Genomic DNA, 17,461 nt, shown 5'->3' with positions numbered 1-17,461 from the left:
GGTTTTTTCAGTATAACTAAGACAAACCATATCTTTGAAGTTCAAATCTTTTGAAGATAGAAATTATCAAAAATAATAATGTAGCATCACACTGAACTTGTTTCAGTGTCTCAAAAAAAAGTTTGGACAAATGATGAGATTCTGAACCGAGTTCAGAATGATGACACTAAAAATATTGATGATTTTATTAAAATAAATAGACACACATGAGTTTTTTAAATTCAGTATTAAAAGTATTTGTTGGCGATAAAGCCAAACAGGATGTAAAGGCACTAAGCCCTATCATTGATAAAGTTAAAGCATTTGAGAGCGAACTTGAGCAACTGTCACATGACGAATTACGAAACAAGACCGTTCAATTCAAAGCAAAAATTGCTGAAGCCCGTAAACCCCTTCAAGATAAAATTGACCAACTTTTAAAAGATGCAGAAGCTACTGAAGACATTGATGAGCGTGAAGACATCTATGTTGAAATCGACAAGATTGGAGATGAGATTTACGAAGCTACCGAAGTGGTCTTAAATGATATTATGGCTGAAGCTTTTGCAGTCGTTAAGGAAACTGCAAAACGTTTTGTAAACAATACAGAAATCCCAGTTCAAGCCAATGAGTTTGATCGTTTGGTTTCTGGCGAGAAAGATTATGTTACTTTAGAAGGTGATCAAGCTATTTGGTCCAACTCATGGGATGCTGCAGGAAAACCAATTACTTGGGACATGGTTCATTACGATGTACAGCTGATTGGTGGTGCTGCGCTACACCAAGGAAAAATTGCCGAAATGCAAACAGGTGAAGGTAAAACCTTAGTGGCTACACTTCCTGTATATTTAAATGCGCTTGCTGAAAAAGGAGTACATTTAGTAACGGTCAACGATTACCTTGCCAAACGTGATAGCGCGTGGATGGCTCCTATCTTTGAGTTCCATGGAATGAGTGTGGATTGTATTGATAAACATCAACCTAATTCTGATGCAAGACGCAAAGCTTATAAAGCAGATATCACCTACGGAACCAACAACGAGTTTGGTTTTGATTATCTAAGGGATAATATGGCGCATTCGCCTAACGATTTGGTTCAGCGTCCACATCATTATGCCATTGTCGATGAGGTCGATTCGGTATTGATTGATGATGCGCGTACACCATTGATCATTTCTGGCCCAATTCCACAAGGTGATCGCCATGAATTTACCGAGTTAAAACCTAAGGTTGAAGATATTGTTGGTGTGCAACGAAAATATTTAACTGGTGTTTTGGCTGAGGCCAAGAAATTAATTGCTGAAGGTGACACCAAAGAAGGTGGCTTCCAACTGTTACGTGTGTATCGAGGTATGCCAAAAAATAAAGCCTTGATCAAATTCTTAAGTGAAGAAGGTGTTAAGCAATTACTTCAGAAGACCGAAAACTTCTACATGCAAGATAACAACAGGGAAATGCCTAAGGTTGATGCTGAACTCTATTATGTTATCGAGGAAAAAAACAATCAAGTAGAGCTTACCGATAAAGGTGTTGACCATCTTTCTGGAAAAGATAATCCTGAGTTTTTCGTGATGCCAGAAATCGGTTTGGAAATCGCAAAAATTGAATCTAAAGGTTTATCTAAAGAAGAGGAAGCTGCTGAAAAAGAAGAATTGTTTAGAGACTTTGGTGTTAAATCAGAGCGTATCCATACATTAAATCAGTTACTGAAAGCTTACGCCTTGTTTGAAAAGGATATCCAATACGTTGTCATGGACAATAAAGTTATGATTGTCGATGAGCAAACTGGTCGTATCATGGATGGTCGTCGTTATAGCGACGGATTACACCAAGCGATTGAAGCTAAGGAAAATGTGAAGATTGAAGATGCCACACAAACCTTTGCCACAATTACACTTCAGAACTATTTCAGAATGTACAGAAAGTTATCTGGTATGACTGGTACTGCTGTTACTGAAGCTGGTGAATTCTGGGAAATCTATAAATTGGATGTGGTTGAAATTCCAACCAACAGACCCATTGCTCGTGATGATCGAGAAGATTTGGTGTATAAAACCAAGCGTGAAAAATACAATGCCGTTATTGATGAAGTGACCAATTTATCAAAAGCTGGTCGTCCAGTATTGATTGGTACAACCAATGTAGAGATTTCTGAGTTACTTGGAAAAATGTTGAGTATTCGCAAAGTTCCTCATAATGTATTGAATGCAAAACTTCATAAAAAAGAAGCTGATATCGTTGCCGAAGCTGGTCAGCCAGGACAAGTTACGATTGCTACCAACATGGCTGGTCGTGGTACTGACATTAAATTAATAGATGAAGTTAAAGAAGCTGGAGGTTTAGCGATTATTGGTACTGAGCGTCATGATTCACGTCGCGTTGACCGTCAGTTACGTGGTCGTGCTGGTCGTCAAGGAGATCCAGGTAGTTCACAGTTTTATGTGTCGCTGGAAGATAACTTAATGCGTCTCTTCGGAAGTGAGCGTATTGCGAAACTGATGGACAAAATGGGATTACAGGAAGGCGAAGTAATTCAGCATTCCATGATTTCAAAATCTATTGAGCGTGCCCAGAAAAAGGTTGAGGAAAATCAATTTGGTGTTCGTAAACGTTTATTGGAATATGATGATGTCATGAACGCGCAACGTGAAGTGGTTTACAAGCGTCGTCGCCATGCTTTGGAAGGTGAGCGTCTTCGTGTGGATTTAGCCAATATGATTTACGATACTTCTGAAGGGATCACGGAAACCAATAAAGCTGCCAACGATTTTAAGAACTTTGAATTTGAGTTAATTCGTTATTTCTCAATGAGCTCTCCTATTTCTGAAGCAGAATTCGATAAAGGTTCGGTTCAGGACATTGCTGGAAAAATCTATAAAGCTGCCTTTGAACATTACAGAGAGAAAATGCAACGCAATGCTGATTTGGCGTATCCAGTGATTGAAAATGTATATGAAAATCAACGTGATAAATTCAAACGTATTGTTGTGCCTTTTACCGATGGTGTCAAAACATTACAGGTGATTACTGATTTGGAAAAGTCTTACGAAACCAAAGGGAAACAACTGATCAATGATTTTGAAAAGAACATCACATTGGCTATTGTTGATGATGCTTGGAAAACACATTTACGTAAAATGGATGAGTTGAAACAATCGGTTCAGTTAGCGGTTCACGAACAGAAAGATCCTTTATTGATCTATAAATTTGAAGCGTTTGAGTTGTTCAAGGAAATGATTGACCAAGTGAATAAAGATGTGATTTCATTCCTCTTTAAAGGTGAATTGCCTACGGAAACCCAAAACACCATCCAGGAAGCCAAAGCTAGAAAACAAGAAAAGCTACAGACCCAAAAAGACGAAATCCCAAATATGGATGAGCGTGCAGCCCAAAGTAGAGCTGCTGGAAATACCCAGCGTCAACCTCAAGTGGTTGAGACCATTGTTCGCGATAAACCAAAAATTGGTCGTAATGATCGTGTCACAATCAAACACGTTATGAGTGGCGAAAACAAAACGGTAAAATACAAACAAGCTGAGCCTTTGATTGCCAAAGGCGAATGGGTTTTAGTGGAGGAGTAAATCATTTTTGTCATTCTGAACTTGATTCAGAATCTCATCAAGTCAATTTTTTAAAATTACATTTGATTAAAACCTGATAGATATCTATCAGGTTTTTTTTAGTATCTTGATATCACTAACTAATCTATTGTCATCATGAGAAATGTCCTCGCAACTATTGTCGGTTTTATTGTGGCTTCAATAACCGTTTATATTTTTGAATCTCTTCTTGGTCAAACTTTATTTCCACTTCCTGAAGGCTCCAATCCGATGGATATGGAATGGATCAAAAACAACATGGATAAGATTCCGGTCGGAGCCAAAATATTTGTCGTATTGGCGCACTTTTTAGGCATTATTGTTGGCATGTGGATTGCTGGATTGATTTCCAAAACCAGTATGGTTCCAGCTTATATTGTTGGTGGACTGATGCTTGCGGCAACGGCATTCAACATCATCATGCTACCAAAGGAATTATGGTTTACCATTGCTGACGCTGCATTCGCCATTATCGGGTTCTTAATTGGAAAATCAATGGCTCGAAAACAATTAACGAATTAATATAATTGTAACATTAAATTTGGATCTGGACAATTTGCTTTATAAAACGCCAAATCCTTTTGTGAGCAAACACCAGGATAATCACCAACATACTCCTGAATATCTTTTATGATCTGAAAATGTAAATGTGGTGGGTAATCACCATTGACAGAGGCAGCTCCTAAAGCAGCAATTTGGTCACCTTGCTTGAAGAGTTGTCCAACAGTTAAATCTGTTAAGGATTCTAAGCTCAAATGGCCATACAAGGTAAAAAACACTGTACCTTCAACTTGGTGTTTTAAAATGATGGTTGGTCCGTAATCACCAAAAAGCGTATTGTTCTTAAAGCTATGTACTTCAGCATCCAAAGGGGTGAAAATTGGGGTTTCCGCAGCAATCCATAAATCCAATCCCAGATGGATATTGCGTTCGTCAACTGGTTTGAAATTATTGAAATGGGTACTACGTCGGTAAATATGGCGTGTTTCCAAATAGCCTCCATAAGCTATTTTGCCATGATGTTTTTCGATATGAGCATCGATGTATTGACCTAATGCCTCTGAAGAAGATACATCGATTTTCTGTAAGTCTGGATTATCTTTGGAAAGGTCTAAGGGCACATAATCCGATTTGGAAAATGTATCACTTAATACGTGAAGTGATTCTTGACCTAAAGAATGTAAAAGCTGCTGAAAATGATCTAAAGGCATAAACATCGTTTTGCCAAAAGTACATCAAAAGATGTGGAAAGTGAAGCGTATCAATGTAGGATTCTATTTATAACAAGGGCTTTTTTTGAGCATATTGACTTAACGAAGTACCACGTCGCTATACTTGGCATTAACTACAATAGATTTTCCTGAACTATTTCCAGAGGCATTGTTTTCAATGGTTTTCTGAGAGGTCATTTTGTTGTTGAGCTTGGAGCGATTGCCTTTAAAAAATACACTGTAATCCGATTTTGGTAGGGAAATAAGTGCATCGCTATTCTCCAAAATAATATTCAAGTTGCTAAAGGAATCGGCTATATTGGCTATAGCCAATTCGCCAAAACTACCATCAATAATGGCATTATCCATAATATTTGCTAAAATGATATCAGAGGAATTACTGTTCAATACCAATCGACCAATATTTTGAATCTGTGCTTCTTCAACATATTTTAAGTTCAACTGACCCAAACTCCATGTAACAATATCCACAGGCGAGTAAGCCACATTGATGGAAGTTTCCTTTCCATCAATGTGATTAGCCACCAATACGGCATGTGAAATATCTGCCTTTAGATTATGAATTACAGAACCAAGCTTTAATTCGCCATGTCTGACATTCATATTCAACTTCGCCTTTTTAGGCATTTTAATTTTTATGGTTTTCTTGACTTTATCGCCACCAATCAATTTTAAGCGCTTAGCCAATTCTGCCTGTCGTTCTTCTCTTGCTTTTTGGCGATCAGCCAAACGCAGTTCCATTTGCGCCAGACGCTCTTCTCGTTCTTTGTTTCGTTCTTCAACACGTTTTCCAATTTCAGCTTGACGCTTTGCTATTTGGTCTTGACGCTCAGCTATGCGCTGTTCTTGAACACGTGCACGTTGCTCCATTTCCTTGCCATACTTTTCTCCCCAAGCTTCCATCTTTTCAGCCCATTTATCATCAAAGCGAAGCTCAAATTCTCTTCCCCAAGCTTCCATTTTCTTACCGTATTCTTCACCAAAACGCTCGCCCCATTTTTCCATTTCCTTTTCGTATTTGGAAAAATCAACTTTTGCCATTTCTTTACCCCAAGCTTTCATCTCGTCTTGGTATTTTTCATCAAATTCCTTGCTCCATCGATCAAGATAAGCGTCACCTTCTTTTTCATAAGCCTCTGTATCGAAACTAACATTTTTGATCCCTTTTGGAAGTTTAGGAATTTCAGGCAGTTCTGGAAACGCCTTCATTTCGAAACGCTCCATTTCAGGTAGCTCTGGAAGTTCAGGAAGTTCTGGCATCTCTGGAAGTTCAGGAAGTTCTGGCATCTCAGCCAAAGCAATGTTTATATTAAGGTCTTCAAGATCAAACCTAACAGGTGCTGAACTATTCCAGTTTGGAAAAGCGCCTTCAGAACTGATCTTGACATAATCACCTGATCCTTCAACCTTAAGATTCCATTGTTTTAAGGCTTGTTGAAGTTCTTCCTTAGACATTTTTTCATCTTCGATATAGGCTTCAATTTCTAAGATGTTTTTGTTCCATGTATCAATTTCAATTTCAACATAGCTGGTATTCAAATCAATTTCCACATCTTTAGAAACATTGATCTGTTTTGACATTTTAGTCAATTTTTGTTGTGCTGTAACACTTAAAGCGAAACTGAACAACAGTAATAAAAATGCAATATTTTTTGTTTTCATCTTGTTTTGGTTATTAAATAGTACCTCTTGATCAACTGATTTTTTTAGAGTCTTCAGAGGCATTTAAATCATTTAACTGTTCTTTTAAGCGATACAATAAATTCAAGCGAAGTTTCAGGTTGTCAATCAAGGCACTTACGGTTAACTCATTTGGTCCATTTTCAGTGAGCTCGACTGTTAGGCGCTTATATTCCTGATTCAATTCTGCCAATCGCAAGACATAACCATCAAATAACTCTTTGTTTTCCTTGGTTTGCTTGATTTTTGACAGTTCTAGGTTGATGTTTGCCAAATAGTAATCTTCAACCTTTTTCAAATCTGGAGAAATGTCGCCTAAAGATTTCAATTGATCCTCTTGAATGCTATCAGGATTATTATTGACCACCTTATTTCCAATGTTTTCTTCTGGTTGAAAAAACATATAAGCACCATAAGCCAATCCTAAAAGCACAATGATACTTGCCGCTAATTGTAAAACACTGTAGCGTTTTTTGATTGATGATTCTTCAGGCAAGGCGTCATCCAATTTCTTAAGAAATCGTGACTCATGCCCATCATTCATTTTTTTGTGCGAATCGTTTTGCTCATTGCGTAATAAATCTCTAAGATCTTGTGCCATTTTTAATAGGTGTTAATAATTCTCTTAATCTTGATTTTCCTCTTGAGAGTTGCGTTCTTGATGCTACTTCGGAAATATTTAGGATATCCGAAATCTCTTGATGATCATAACCTTCCATCAAATACAGCATTAAAACATAACGGTATTTGTCTGGCAACTTATGAATCGCATCCTTCACTTCCTCTGCAGTAATTGTATCTTCAACTAACCATTCGTTTTCAAAATTCGTATCGACAACCTTTAGGTGCACCTCTTCCAATTCCAGCAAACGCTGTTTTTTGGATTTTAAGGTATCGATACATTTATGAATCACGATACGTTTCAACCAAGCACCAAAGGTCACTTCAGCTTTAAATTGATCTAATTTTGAAAAGGCTTTGATGAAAGCTTCCTGGACCATGTCTTCTGCTTCCATAGCATCTTTCATGAAGCGCATAGCCACAATGAACATTCCATCGCAATACTGCTTGTACAAATGCATCTGAGCGACACGATTGTTTTGCCTACACTTTTCAATAATATTAGATTCTGACATCTAAAGGGTTTTGGTTTGGTTGAGTTCACTTAAAAGACGATACAAAAAAGTGAGTGTTGCAAAATCTATCAAAATTTTTAAAAAAATATAATAGATATCCTAAAAGTACGTTAAGTTTCATTGGGAAGTCACTGATTTACTAGTATATTTATGTCGCATTTTTAAATTGTTGAAATTTACATGAACACGTTTTTAAAACGCCTACTCATATTTTTGTCTATAGTTGCTATCGGACTTTTCCTTTACTCCTATTTTGTTGAGAATATATTTGAAAATCGTTTGAGTCCGAAAGACACTGTAGAATTCAAACTAAACGATTTAGAGCTCGAAGTATTTTACAACCGACCATACAAAAAAGGTCGTGAAATTTTTGGCGGTTTGGTTCCTCATGGAAAGGTTTGGAGAACTGGAGCTAATGAAGCTACTACTTTTGAATCCAACAAAGATTTGATGGTTGATGGCATTTATGTGCCTGCTGGAAAATATTCCCTTTGGACCGTTCCGAACGACAGTGTTTGGAAAGTGATGCTAAATACCAAACAATATGCTTGGGGTGTTGATGAGCAAATGCAACCCTTATGGGATCCAAATTATGACTTATTGGAAATTGATGTTCCAGTGGAAACCTTAAATAAAGTAGTCGAACAGTTTACCATAGCCTTTGATAATTCAACCGATGATCTCAAACTTACTTTAGCTTGGGACAAAACAAAAATTGCCGTACCTTTAACTGTAATAAAGGACCAAAAGGAATAAAGGCATTTGACCGAACACTCAAAATCTTCTGCATTGCGCAATACGGATGGTGTTTCAGAATCTGAAATCACCAATGTAAATTCTATTAGCAATATCAAGAAAAAAAGAAAACTCAAGCCAACTACCGATGCTCTTATTTCGCAAATCTTAGAAGGCAACATTACAGCTTTAAGTCGTGCCATTACTTTGGTGGAAAGTTCTAATGTCAAACATTTGCAACAAGCCAATACCATTATTCAAGGTTGCTTGAAACAAGCCAACAAATCGGTTCGAATTGGTATTACAGGTGTTCCAGGTGTTGGAAAAAGCACCTTTATTGAAGCTTTTGGAATGCACTTAACATCTGTTGGCAAAAAAGTGGCTGTGCTCGCTGTTGACCCAAGTAGTAGTTTGAGTAAAGGCAGTATTTTGGGAGACAAGACACGAATGGAAGATTTGGTGAAAAACGAGAAGGCTTTTATCAGACCTTCGCCTTCAGGAACCTCTTTAGGTGGCGTGGCAAGAAAAACGAGAGAAACCATTATTTTATGTGAAGCAGCTGGCTTTGATACCATTATTATTGAAACCGTAGGTGTTGGTCAAAGTGAAACTGCTGTTCACAGCATGGTTGATTTCTTTTTACTTTTGAAATTGGCTGGCGCTGGTGACGAACTTCAAGGTATTAAACGCGGTATCATTGAAATGGCTGATGCCATTGCTATTAATAAAGCTGATGGAGAAAACCTAAAAGCTGCAAAACTAGCTAAAGTAGAATTTAACAGAGCCTTGCATCTGTATCCTCAAAAAGCCTCAGAATGGCAACCAAAAGTAAGTCTTTGTAGTGCCTTAAAACAAGAAGGCATTTCAGATATCTGGGAACTTATAAGCACGTATATCAAACATACGAAAGCCAATGGTTATTTTGAGAAAAACCGAAAAGAGCAAAGTAAGTTTTGGTTGTTACAAACAATTGAAGAACGCTTAAAGTCCGATTTTTTCAATCAGCCAGAAATAAAAGAGGAGCTTCAAAAACAACTTCAGTTGATCGATGAAGGAAAAACGACTCCTTTTGTTGCCGCTGAATACCTACTTCAACTTTAAGGCTCAGACAAAACAAGTCATGTTTCATGAATTACGTGCTTACCATTATCATTCCTGTTTATAACGAAGAAGACAATTTAAAGCGCTTGGAAAGTGAATTGTTGGAATTCAAAGCATCATCGCAAATAACATCCAAAGTTTTATTTGTAGATGATGGCTCTACTGATAATAGTCTTGAAAAAATTGAAGCTATCTGCAACAAGTATTCAGATTTCGGATTTCTTGCATTTTCAGAAAACAAAGGTCTAAGCAGCGCATTAAAAGCTGGTTTTGACTATTGTGACACTGAATATTTAGGATACATTGATGCTGACCTACAAACCTCTCCAAAAGATTTTGATTTGCTTTTTGAGTATATAGGAGATTACGATTTGGTGACTGGTGTGCGTGTGAATCGAAATGATAGCTATTTAAAAAAAGTATCCTCTAAAATTGCAAATTTCATCAGAAGGCGCTTTACCCATGACCAAATGGATGACACAGGTTGTCCGCTAAAAATAATAAAGACTGATTACGCCAAACGCATTCCTATGTTTAGAGGACTTCATCGATTTTTACCTGCAATGGTATTACTTCAAAATGGAAACGTAAAACAGATTCCTGTACAACACTTTTCTAGACAAGCTGGTCGCTCAAAATTTGGAATGACCAATCGATTGTTTGGCCCTCTATTGGATTGCTTTGCTTATTTGTGGATGAAAAAAAAGTATATTAATTACACCATTCACAAAAAGCAAGTTTAGATTACGATTTTTCTAATCTAGATTTTAGGTACATGACAATTTTATAAAATAAAAATCCGCAAAGCGCCCCAAATAGCATGCCGCTAATGACATCCAAAGGATAGTGTACACCTATATATATTCGACTATAACCCATACCAATAGCCCAAATGACAAGTAGGTAAATTAAAAATCTGTATCTGGATTTAAGAATCAATCCGGTAAAAAAAGCAACTGCCATTGAGTTTGACGCATGGCCTGAAAAATAACCATTTCTTCCACCGCAAGATCTTTTAACCAATCGCACGACATCTTCAATTTCGGGATTATAACAAGGTCTCATCCGCATGACCAGAACATTTTTGAAAACGTTTGTAATCTGATCTGTAAAAGTTATCATGGCAACAATAACCAAAAGAGTGTATAAAAATAGTTTCGTGCCGAGCTGTTTGTACAATAAGAATAATAAGACTGCGTAAAGTGGTGCCCAATAATATTTTGTGGTATAGAACATCCAAAAGCCGTCCCAAGATTCAGTACCTAAGCCATTTAAGTAAACAAATAAATCAGTATCTAAATTAACTAATTGGTCTAACATCAATCTTCGTATCTTTTAACTTCCCTATCATAAAAATCTGTAGCAGCTTGAATCAAATTTTCAGCTTCTTTTTCAATTTCGCGTTGGTCGTGCTCATCAAATTCCTCAAACCATTCTACCTCATCATCTTCGAGGTTGATTATAAATCTAGGAAATTCTGTATGAACAACAAATATGGCATTAGGGTAATCTGTATTATCACCTAGAATGAATTTAGGAAGTTCCATATTACTTAATTTATGAGTTCTTAGTTGTATTCAAAATTAATCTTTTCGTAAGAAAATTGAATCTTATCGTCAACAAAATTGCTGCAGATGACAATCCAGCCAATAAACCGAGCCAAATTCCAAAGCTAGCATACACCTCTTCTTTTCCCAAAAAATAACTTATTGGAAAACCAATAATCCAATAAGATACGAACGTTATCAAGGTTGGGATCTTTACATCTTGCAAACCTCTCAAGGCTCCCAATACCACCACTTGAATACTATCGCTTATTTGAAAAATAGCAGCTGCCAGCATCAATTTAGAGGCAATGCTTACCACTTCTAAATTATCGTTGAAATTTTGAGCATCGTTAAAATCAACATAGAGTTTTGGTAATTCATCTTTAAATACAAAAAAAAGTAACCCAAAAACTGTTGCAAAAATAGCAGCCAATAAGAAAATGGAAAACGCAATTCTTCGCAACTCAAAATATTGCTGCAAACCTTTTTGGTTTCCTACTCGTATCATTGAGGTAACGCTCAAACCTATGGCAACCATAAAGGTCATAGATGATAAATTCAAAGCAATTTGATTTGCTGCCTGTGGATTTTTTCCTAGTAAACCACTCAACCAAATCGCAGCAGTAAAAATGGCAACTTCAAAAAACATTTGCATCGCACTTGGATACCCTAAACCAATAACTTTCCTCAAAGTCACTTTATCAAGTACAAACAACTTAATGTTGGTGACGTAGGCTTTAGATTTCTCTTTCTTTGATAAAAGCCACCATAAATGAATCACCATGATAACACGAGCTACTAAGGTACCGTAAGCTGCACCAACGATTCCTAATTCAGGGCAACCAAATTTTCCAAAAATGAGGATATAGTTCAGAAAGACATTAACAATATTTGCAATGATGGTAGCATACATAGGATACTTGGTCATTGCCAATCCGTCACTAAATTGTTTAAATGCCTGAAAAATAATTAATGGAATCAACGAAAATGCTACCAATTTCAAATAAGGAAGTGACAACTCAACGACTTCAACAGGTTGTTTCATCAGGTATAACAACGGACGTGCAAAAAATACCGACAAAAACAAAAGCACACCCAATACTGAACAAAGAAACAAGCCGTGCTTAAAAGAAGATTTACCTATCTTAAAATTTTTAGCGGCATCGGCTTCAGCAATTAAAGGTGTGATAGCTGTTGAAAAACCAATTCCGATAGACATGGCAATAAACATGAAGCTATTGCCAAGAGATACTGCGGCTAATTCAGCCGTTCCTAACTGCCCTACCATGATATTGTCAATAAATTGCACGAAAGTGTGTCCCAACATACCCAACATCACAGGTGCAGCTAATTGCCAATTTAATTTAAACTCTTTTGTATAATTTGATAAGACCATCATTATCTTTCAGGTGCCAAAGGTAAGTTTTTGAAAAGTATTATGTTATGAAAAAGCCTTTTGATATTTTAGTATTCTTAAATCCAAAAAATCATCAACATTTTGAACTTAAATTGTTAATAACTTGATTTCTATTTATTTACACAAAAGTTAAGAATACATTACATTTACTTCATAAATACCTTATTTAGTAGGTTAGGTATTTGGGGTAGAAACTTTTTTAGCTATTATTTTAGAGGGATTTAAAAATTTTGTTGTTAAAAAACGTTTCAGACAAAAAGAGGAGTTCATCCTCTTTTTGTTGTTTATAGGAATTCATATTTAACAAAACTTTTAAAACGTCAATCCGATGGTTTTGTAAATTGATTGAAAATCCTATACTATGAAATTCATCAATCTTTTTTTTCTGTGTTGCTCCTTATCCTTTTCGCAAACCAATCCTAAAACAGTTGAACCATTTCTTGATCCTATTCTGAAACAATTTCCTAATGTGAGAGATATCGCAATCAACTCAAGTGAAAATGAAGTCTTTTTTTCAGTCCAAAGTACCATGGGAGAGATTTCCGCCTTGGTTACTGCTAGAAAAACCTCTACTGGTTGGGAAAATCCTGAAGTACTTTCGTTTTCTGGACAGTTTTTTGATATTGAACCGTTTTTATCTGAAGATGCACTCACATTATATTTTGTATCCAATAGGCCTTTAGATAGTGGATCAACAGAAACAAAGGATTTTGACATTTGGTATGTTTCTCGAAACTCCATTGAAGGCAAATGGTCTGAACCACAAAATATTGGTGCACCAATAAATACCGAAATGGACGAGTTTTATCCAGTTATTACAGCTTCCAAAAACCTTTATTTCACGCTTGACGACAAAGCCTTTAAACAGCGAGATGATATTTATGTAAGTGAGTTTAAAAATGGAACTTATACCACACCAAGATCTCTAGGAGGTAAGATCAATTCAGAAGGTTATGAATTCAATGCCTACGTATCGCCTGACGAGAGCTTTTTAATTTATACCTGTTACAATAGACCTGATGGCTTTGGAAGTGGAGACCTTTATATTAGTTACAAAGAGGAAGATGGTTCATGGACTGAATCAAAGAATATGGGAAATGCTGTGAATTCTGATAAAATGGATTACTGTCCGTTTGTCAATTTAAAAACCAATACACTTTACTTTACTAGCAAACGCATCACCGAAAAACAGTCACCTGACAAAAAACTCAATATTGAAGAACTGAAAACACTTTTTAATAGCTTCGGAAATGGTTCTAGCCGACTTTATAAAACACATTTTAAACCAGACCAACCATAAAAACCAATTGAAATAAACGCGAAAACCACTCAAAAAACCGACATACAGTAGGCAATGGATCTCTTAAAAAAGATTTGGTTTCAGTGTTATTTAGTAGATATTTTCGCTTAAAAATAAATGAAGGTTTCCGCTTTATTGATTTTAAAACGCCTTTTAAACGCATATAGTGAATTGTTCTGAAAGACGTTTTCTCAATGCTTCCTTGCATTGCTAATTTAATGGCTAACTCAGGAAAATTTATTCCTGCAACCCTCGATCCGTCAACACTTCCCCAAAATCTAGCATTGATTTCAATGACCTTATAATCTTCTTCCTTTTTGTCATAACGCAAATCGATATGCGCTACACCAGACCAATCTAGCTTCTGCATGAGTTCTCGAACTAGTCTGATTACTTTATCATTATTGGTGAAATTAAATCCTAATTGAGGTGCAAACGGACTATGACCCAATAAATTTCCTTTTTGAATGGTATAAGCCAGAACCTCTCCTTTTAAGCAAATAACACTACAATCAATGTCGTAACCTTCAATATATTCTTGAATAAATACATGCTCAGAATCAGCAATCTTATCTAAATAGGTATTTAATGAATTAAGAGAATCAAAACGTAAAATGCCATCACCTCCTTTATCGTGCAATGGTTTCATCAACACAGGAAAACTTAAACTAAAAGATGATTTCTTGAAGGCTTCAACAGAATTGAAATCTACAAATTTAGGATGTGGTAATTGGTGTTCCTTTATAAAGTAGCTCAGTTTGTTTTTATGGATAGCTGTTTGAAATGCTTCCATATTTGGAAGAAAAATCAGTTTTGCACTTTCATTCAATAGATTTTGATAAGTAATGAAAAACTGCATTTCAATTTCAGCAATTGGAACTATTACTGAAATATCATTGGCTTCAATTTCTTTATTAAGTATTTCAAGCCAGTCTTGATCTGAAGTCCGTTTATAGTATTTATAGTACGCTGTATATCTTGAATACTTTGTTGCAGTCCGTTTGGTATTAGACAACACAAAAAACTTGTAATCTGGATTATATGACAAACAAGACAGCACAGACAAAGCCCATGTGCTATCACCATCAGGTATCAGTACATGGATCTTGGAGTTCATTTGTTATATCGTAATTAATAGCTAAGAAATACATATAAAGTGTTGTTCAATAGAAGGGTCGACTGGCTTTCTTTTGAGCTTGCTGAAATTCTAATACCATATCCTCAACAATTTGGGCTGCTGGTTTGATATCGTGAATCAATCCTGAAATTTGACCGATTTCCAATTCACCATCCTCCAAGTCACCCTCAAACATGCCACGTTTAGCTCTAGCCCTCCCCAAATGGGCTTTTAGTTCTTCAACCGAAGCACACTTTTTATAAAGTTCCTGCAACTCATTATAAAACTTATTCTTGATAAGTCGTACAGGCGCCAATTCCTTTAGTGTTAAATGCGTGTCTCCTTCATTGGCATCAACAACAACTTTTTTAAAGGCTTGATGTGAGGAGGCTTCTTCACTGGCCACAAAACGACTACCAACCTGAACGGCATCTGCACCTAAAATCATTACGGCCAACATAGCTTCTCCTGTCGCTATTCCTCCAGCAGCAATCAAAGGTACTCTGAGTTGTTCTTTCACCATTGGAATCAAAGTCAAAGTCGTTGTTTCCTCTCGTCCATTATGTCCACCAGCTTCAAATCCTTCAGCTACAATAGCATCTACTCCAGCCTCTTGCGCCTTTAAGGCGAATTTGACACTACTCACCACATGAACAACTTTAACTCCTCGTTCTTTAAGCCAAGAGGTCCAAGTTTTAGGATTTCCAGCAGAGGTAAAAACTATCTCAACGCCTTCTTCAACAATAATATCCATAATCTCTTCAATATTTGGATATAGCATTGGCACATTGACACCGAAAGGTTTGTTAGTGGCTTTTTTGCATTTTTGAATGTGTTCCCTAAGCACATCAGGATACATTGAGCCAGCACCTAATAATCCTAAAGCTCCAGCATTACTTGCTGCTGAAGCCAATTTCCATCCACTGTTCCAAATCATACCAGCTTGAACAATAGGATATTGGATATTGAAAAGCTCTGTTATTCTATTTGCCATTTATGATTTAATAAGTTTGAATTGCTTTGAGGCATCTGTAGCCTCAAAAGACATGATATAAATTCCTGAAGCCATAGAAGACATGTCCAATTGGGTTTCAGATTGATGGATCGCTTTTTCCAATACAACTTTTCCCAGGACATTATAAACCTTCAAGTGAGTTGGTTCAGTGCTTTGCGGAATTTGAATATGTAAAATTGTTGAAACTGGATTTGGAAACACTTTAAATTGCACGAATGTTTCTTCAGGAACTGAAAGTCCGATATCCAATGCCAGTTGTAAATTCGGAATTCCATATCCTAAAAAGAAATCAGGCGTATTGAATTGCGAGGCTGACATTCGAACAAATTGTTTGATTTCCTCATGAGAAGCATTGGGTAATGCTTGCCATAAGGAGGCAATCGCTCCTGCTATTATTGGTGAACTAAATGATGTTCCGTTGTTACTTATAATTGAATCACTGGAATTAATTACTGAAGCTGCTTGACCTTGAGCCACAACATCAGGTTTTTGAGTGGGTTGCACAGCTGATCCTTGAGAACTGAATGCAGCGTAATTTCCATCGCCATCAACAGCTCCAATGCTGAACACTCCTGCAGCATCAGCAGGCGCTCCAACACTTTGCCATGTAGTCGCTCCAGAATTTCCAGCAGAATTGACAACCAATATGCCTTTTTCGTTAGCAATGTTGGCACCTTTGGATATAAATGCTGTATTTCCATCCATATCTTCTGGTATGTAATCATAGTTGGGATTATCAAAAACTCGATATCCTAATGAGGAATTAATGATATGGACTCCTAAACTGTCTGCACGTTCGGCAGCTTCAACCCAATACGCCTCTTCAACTGGCATTTCAGAAGAAACATCTTCTGTTCTAAACAAGTAATAGGACGCATCAGGAGCTGTTCCAACGAATTGATCCTGAACAAATCCTGCCATCGTACTTAAAACCCTAGATCCATGCTCATTACCTGTAAATGCAAACACATCATCAGTCCGACTTACAAAATCATAACCTCCTAACAAATCACCATTATCTCTTAAACGTTGTAAGCCTTGCATCGTGTCGACATTAAGAAAACCTGAATCTAAAACTGCAATGGTAATGCCTTCTCCAGTAAAATCTTGAAAATGCAATTCATTGACACCAATCATTTCAACTTGATTTTGTGAATCACCATAGTTAAAATCTACTAAGGCTTCCTCGACCATAAACTTATTGGTTAATTCGACCGCTCGGGATTCTTGATTAAGACTCTTATCAGCAAAATCTATAAAATTAACGAAATCCAAGTTTATTAGATTTTCAATATTTGTTTGATCTCCAATGACATAAACTGCATTAAACCATTTGGATTTTGCCATGACAGAAATTCCTGTTTGCAATTTTAACTGTGAAATGTAGTTTTCATTAACAGGCACATCCCTTTCATCAATAGGAATATTGTGAGCCGCTTTTCTATCTATCGCTTCTTGAGTTAAAATGGTCAAGGGATTGGCTACAGCATTTGCTACATTTTCTTTATCGGTAAGATATACCCAAGCATGTTCTTGTGAGAATGATGCATACTGAATAAGCACTACCACTAGCAGTAATAATTTCTTCATATTGCAATTAATT

16 protein-coding genes are annotated in these 17,461 nt (G+C 36.5%); 6 read left to right on the top strand and 10 right to left on the bottom strand.

What is annotated here, in order from left to right; translation table 11 throughout:
* The first annotated feature begins 206 nt into the window (after window positions 1-206).
* Entirely contained in the window at window positions 207-3,560 is a 3,354-nt protein-coding gene (gene secA / locus AB9K26_RS05910; protein WP_369971616.1) for a preprotein translocase subunit SecA, read from the top strand.
* Window positions 3,561-3,695: 135 nt separating this feature from the next.
* Window positions 3,696-4,100 carry a hypothetical protein gene (locus tag AB9K26_RS05905; protein ID WP_369971615.1) on the top strand — a complete coding sequence of 135 codons (405 nt, stop codon included), beginning with the start codon at window positions 3,696-3,698 and terminating at the stop codon, window positions 4,098-4,100.
* On the opposite strand, the gene AB9K26_RS05900 is transcribed toward AB9K26_RS05905, so the two are convergent.
* The 4 genes from AB9K26_RS05900 to AB9K26_RS05885 all read right to left on the bottom strand — a co-directional run bounded on the left by AB9K26_RS05900 (window position 4,097) and on the right by AB9K26_RS05885 (window position 7,626).
* Window positions 4,097-4,789, bottom strand: coding sequence for a peptidoglycan DD-metalloendopeptidase family protein (locus AB9K26_RS05900; RefSeq protein ID WP_369971614.1), 693 nt, complete (start codon window positions 4,787-4,789; stop codon window positions 4,097-4,099). The two genes, AB9K26_RS05905 and AB9K26_RS05900, sit on opposite strands and share 4 nt — an antisense overlap.
* Window positions 4,790-4,888: 99 nt before the next feature.
* Window positions 4,889-6,472 (bottom strand): hypothetical protein, encoded by a 1,584-nt coding sequence (locus AB9K26_RS05895; protein WP_369971613.1) that lies wholly within the window; start codon window positions 6,470-6,472, stop codon window positions 4,889-4,891.
* A gap of 31 nt (window positions 6,473-6,503) precedes the next feature.
* Window positions 6,504-7,091 (bottom strand): hypothetical protein, encoded by a 588-nt coding sequence (locus AB9K26_RS05890; RefSeq protein WP_369971612.1) that lies wholly within the window; start codon window positions 7,089-7,091, stop codon window positions 6,504-6,506.
* The gene (locus tag AB9K26_RS05885; RefSeq protein WP_369971611.1) at window positions 7,075-7,626 is read right to left on the bottom strand and encodes an RNA polymerase sigma factor; all 552 of its coding nucleotides are present in this window, start codon (window positions 7,624-7,626) and stop codon (window positions 7,075-7,077) included. Before AB9K26_RS05885 ends, AB9K26_RS05890 begins: the two co-directional genes overlap by 17 nt.
* A gap of 180 nt (window positions 7,627-7,806) precedes the next feature.
* Between AB9K26_RS05885 and AB9K26_RS05880 the strand changes: the two genes are divergently transcribed.
* From AB9K26_RS05880 to AB9K26_RS05870, 3 genes are read left to right on the top strand one after another with little or no spacing between them, the layout of a single operon-like run.
* A complete protein-coding gene (locus AB9K26_RS05880) occupies window positions 7,807-8,382 on the top strand; it encodes a DUF2911 domain-containing protein (RefSeq protein WP_369971610.1) in 576 nt (191 codons plus the stop codon).
* Between the two features lie 6 nt (window positions 8,383-8,388).
* Entirely contained in the window at window positions 8,389-9,462 is a 1,074-nt protein-coding gene (gene meaB, locus AB9K26_RS05875) for a methylmalonyl Co-A mutase-associated GTPase MeaB (RefSeq protein ID WP_369971609.1), read from the top strand.
* A gap of 26 nt (window positions 9,463-9,488) precedes the next feature.
* Window positions 9,489-10,205, top strand: a complete 717-nt coding sequence (locus AB9K26_RS05870; RefSeq protein ID WP_369971608.1) for a glycosyltransferase family 2 protein — start codon at window positions 9,489-9,491, stop codon at window positions 10,203-10,205.
* 1 nt (window position 10,206) lies between these two features.
* Here the strand turns inward: AB9K26_RS05870 and AB9K26_RS05865 are convergent, their stop codons facing one another.
* Genes AB9K26_RS05865 through AB9K26_RS05855 form a run of 3 tightly spaced genes read right to left on the bottom strand, consistent with a single transcriptional unit; the run spans window position 10,207 to window position 12,405 of the window.
* Entirely contained in the window at window positions 10,207-10,782 is a 576-nt protein-coding gene (locus tag AB9K26_RS05865) for a phosphatase PAP2 family protein (protein WP_369971607.1), read from the bottom strand.
* Window positions 10,782-11,009, bottom strand: a complete 228-nt coding sequence (locus tag AB9K26_RS05860; RefSeq protein ID WP_369971606.1) for a hypothetical protein — start codon at window positions 11,007-11,009, stop codon at window positions 10,782-10,784. Before AB9K26_RS05860 ends, AB9K26_RS05865 begins: the two co-directional genes overlap by 1 nt.
* Window positions 11,010-11,019: 10 nt before the next feature.
* Window positions 11,020-12,405, bottom strand: coding sequence for an MATE family efflux transporter (locus AB9K26_RS05855; protein ID WP_369971885.1), 1,386 nt, complete (start codon window positions 12,403-12,405; stop codon window positions 11,020-11,022).
* Between the two features lie 382 nt (window positions 12,406-12,787).
* Here AB9K26_RS05855 and AB9K26_RS05850 point away from each other — a divergent pair, with 382 nt between their 5' ends.
* The gene (locus AB9K26_RS05850; protein ID WP_369971605.1) at window positions 12,788-13,726 is read left to right on the top strand and encodes a hypothetical protein; all 939 of its coding nucleotides are present in this window, start codon (window positions 12,788-12,790) and stop codon (window positions 13,724-13,726) included.
* Here AB9K26_RS05850 and AB9K26_RS05845 read toward each other — a convergent pair.
* The 3 genes from AB9K26_RS05845 to AB9K26_RS05835 are packed head-to-tail and all read right to left on the bottom strand — an operon-like array spanning window position 13,707 to window position 17,448.
* Window positions 13,707-14,843 (bottom strand): ATP-grasp domain-containing protein, encoded by a 1,137-nt coding sequence (locus AB9K26_RS05845; RefSeq protein WP_369971604.1) that lies wholly within the window; start codon window positions 14,841-14,843, stop codon window positions 13,707-13,709. The two genes, AB9K26_RS05850 and AB9K26_RS05845, sit on opposite strands and share 20 nt — an antisense overlap.
* 46 nt (window positions 14,844-14,889) lie before the next feature.
* Window positions 14,890-15,837: an NAD(P)H-dependent flavin oxidoreductase gene (locus AB9K26_RS05840; RefSeq protein ID WP_369971603.1), complete on the bottom strand. Its 948-nt coding sequence runs from the start codon at window positions 15,835-15,837 to the stop codon at window positions 14,890-14,892.
* A complete protein-coding gene (locus AB9K26_RS05835) occupies window positions 15,838-17,448 on the bottom strand; it encodes a S8 family serine peptidase (RefSeq protein ID WP_369971602.1) in 1,611 nt (536 codons plus the stop codon).
* Window positions 17,449-17,461 lie beyond the last annotated feature (13 nt).

The organism is Psychroserpens sp. XS_ASV72, from assembly GCF_041224425.1.
In the GTDB taxonomy this organism is placed as follows: Bacteria; Bacteroidota; Bacteroidia; order Flavobacteriales; family Flavobacteriaceae; genus Psychroserpens.
This window is presented reverse-complemented; position numbering and strand designations above follow the sequence as displayed.

What these genes read in the sequence shown, in the direction of transcription:
- secA (WP_369971616.1), top strand. Translation starts at nt 207, where the DNA reads ATGAGTTTTTTAAATTCAGTATTAAAAGTATTTGTTGGCGATAAAGCC.
- AB9K26_RS05905 (WP_369971615.1), top strand. Translation starts at nt 3,696, where the DNA reads ATGAGAAATGTCCTCGCAACTATTGTCGGTTTTATTGTGGCTTCAATA.
- AB9K26_RS05900 (WP_369971614.1), bottom strand. Translation starts at nt 4,789, where the DNA reads ATGCCTTTAGATCATTTTCAGCAGCTTTTACATTCTTTAGGTCAAGAA.
- AB9K26_RS05895 (WP_369971613.1), bottom strand. Translation starts at nt 6,472, where the DNA reads ATGAAAACAAAAAATATTGCATTTTTATTACTGTTGTTCAGTTTCGCT.
- AB9K26_RS05890 (WP_369971612.1), bottom strand. Translation starts at nt 7,091, where the DNA reads ATGGCACAAGATCTTAGAGATTTATTACGCAATGAGCAAAACGATTCG.
- AB9K26_RS05885 (WP_369971611.1), bottom strand. Translation starts at nt 7,626, where the DNA reads ATGTCAGAATCTAATATTATTGAAAAGTGTAGGCAAAACAATCGTGTC.
- AB9K26_RS05880 (WP_369971610.1), top strand. Translation starts at nt 7,807, where the DNA reads ATGAACACGTTTTTAAAACGCCTACTCATATTTTTGTCTATAGTTGCT.
- AB9K26_RS05870 (WP_369971608.1), top strand. Translation starts at nt 9,489, where the DNA reads ATGAATTACGTGCTTACCATTATCATTCCTGTTTATAACGAAGAAGAC.
- AB9K26_RS05865 (WP_369971607.1), bottom strand. Translation starts at nt 10,782, where the DNA reads ATGTTAGACCAATTAGTTAATTTAGATACTGATTTATTTGTTTACTTA.
- AB9K26_RS05860 (WP_369971606.1), bottom strand. Translation starts at nt 11,009, where the DNA reads ATGGAACTTCCTAAATTCATTCTAGGTGATAATACAGATTACCCTAAT.
- AB9K26_RS05855 (WP_369971885.1), bottom strand. Translation starts at nt 12,405, where the DNA reads ATGGTCTTATCAAATTATACAAAAGAGTTTAAATTAAATTGGCAATTA.
- AB9K26_RS05850 (WP_369971605.1), top strand. Translation starts at nt 12,788, where the DNA reads ATGAAATTCATCAATCTTTTTTTTCTGTGTTGCTCCTTATCCTTTTCG.
- AB9K26_RS05845 (WP_369971604.1), bottom strand. Translation starts at nt 14,843, where the DNA reads ATGAACTCCAAGATCCATGTACTGATACCTGATGGTGATAGCACATGG.
- AB9K26_RS05840 (WP_369971603.1), bottom strand. Translation starts at nt 15,837, where the DNA reads ATGGCAAATAGAATAACAGAGCTTTTCAATATCCAATATCCTATTGTT.
- AB9K26_RS05835 (WP_369971602.1), bottom strand. Translation starts at nt 17,448, where the DNA reads ATGAAGAAATTATTACTGCTAGTGGTAGTGCTTATTCAGTATGCATCA.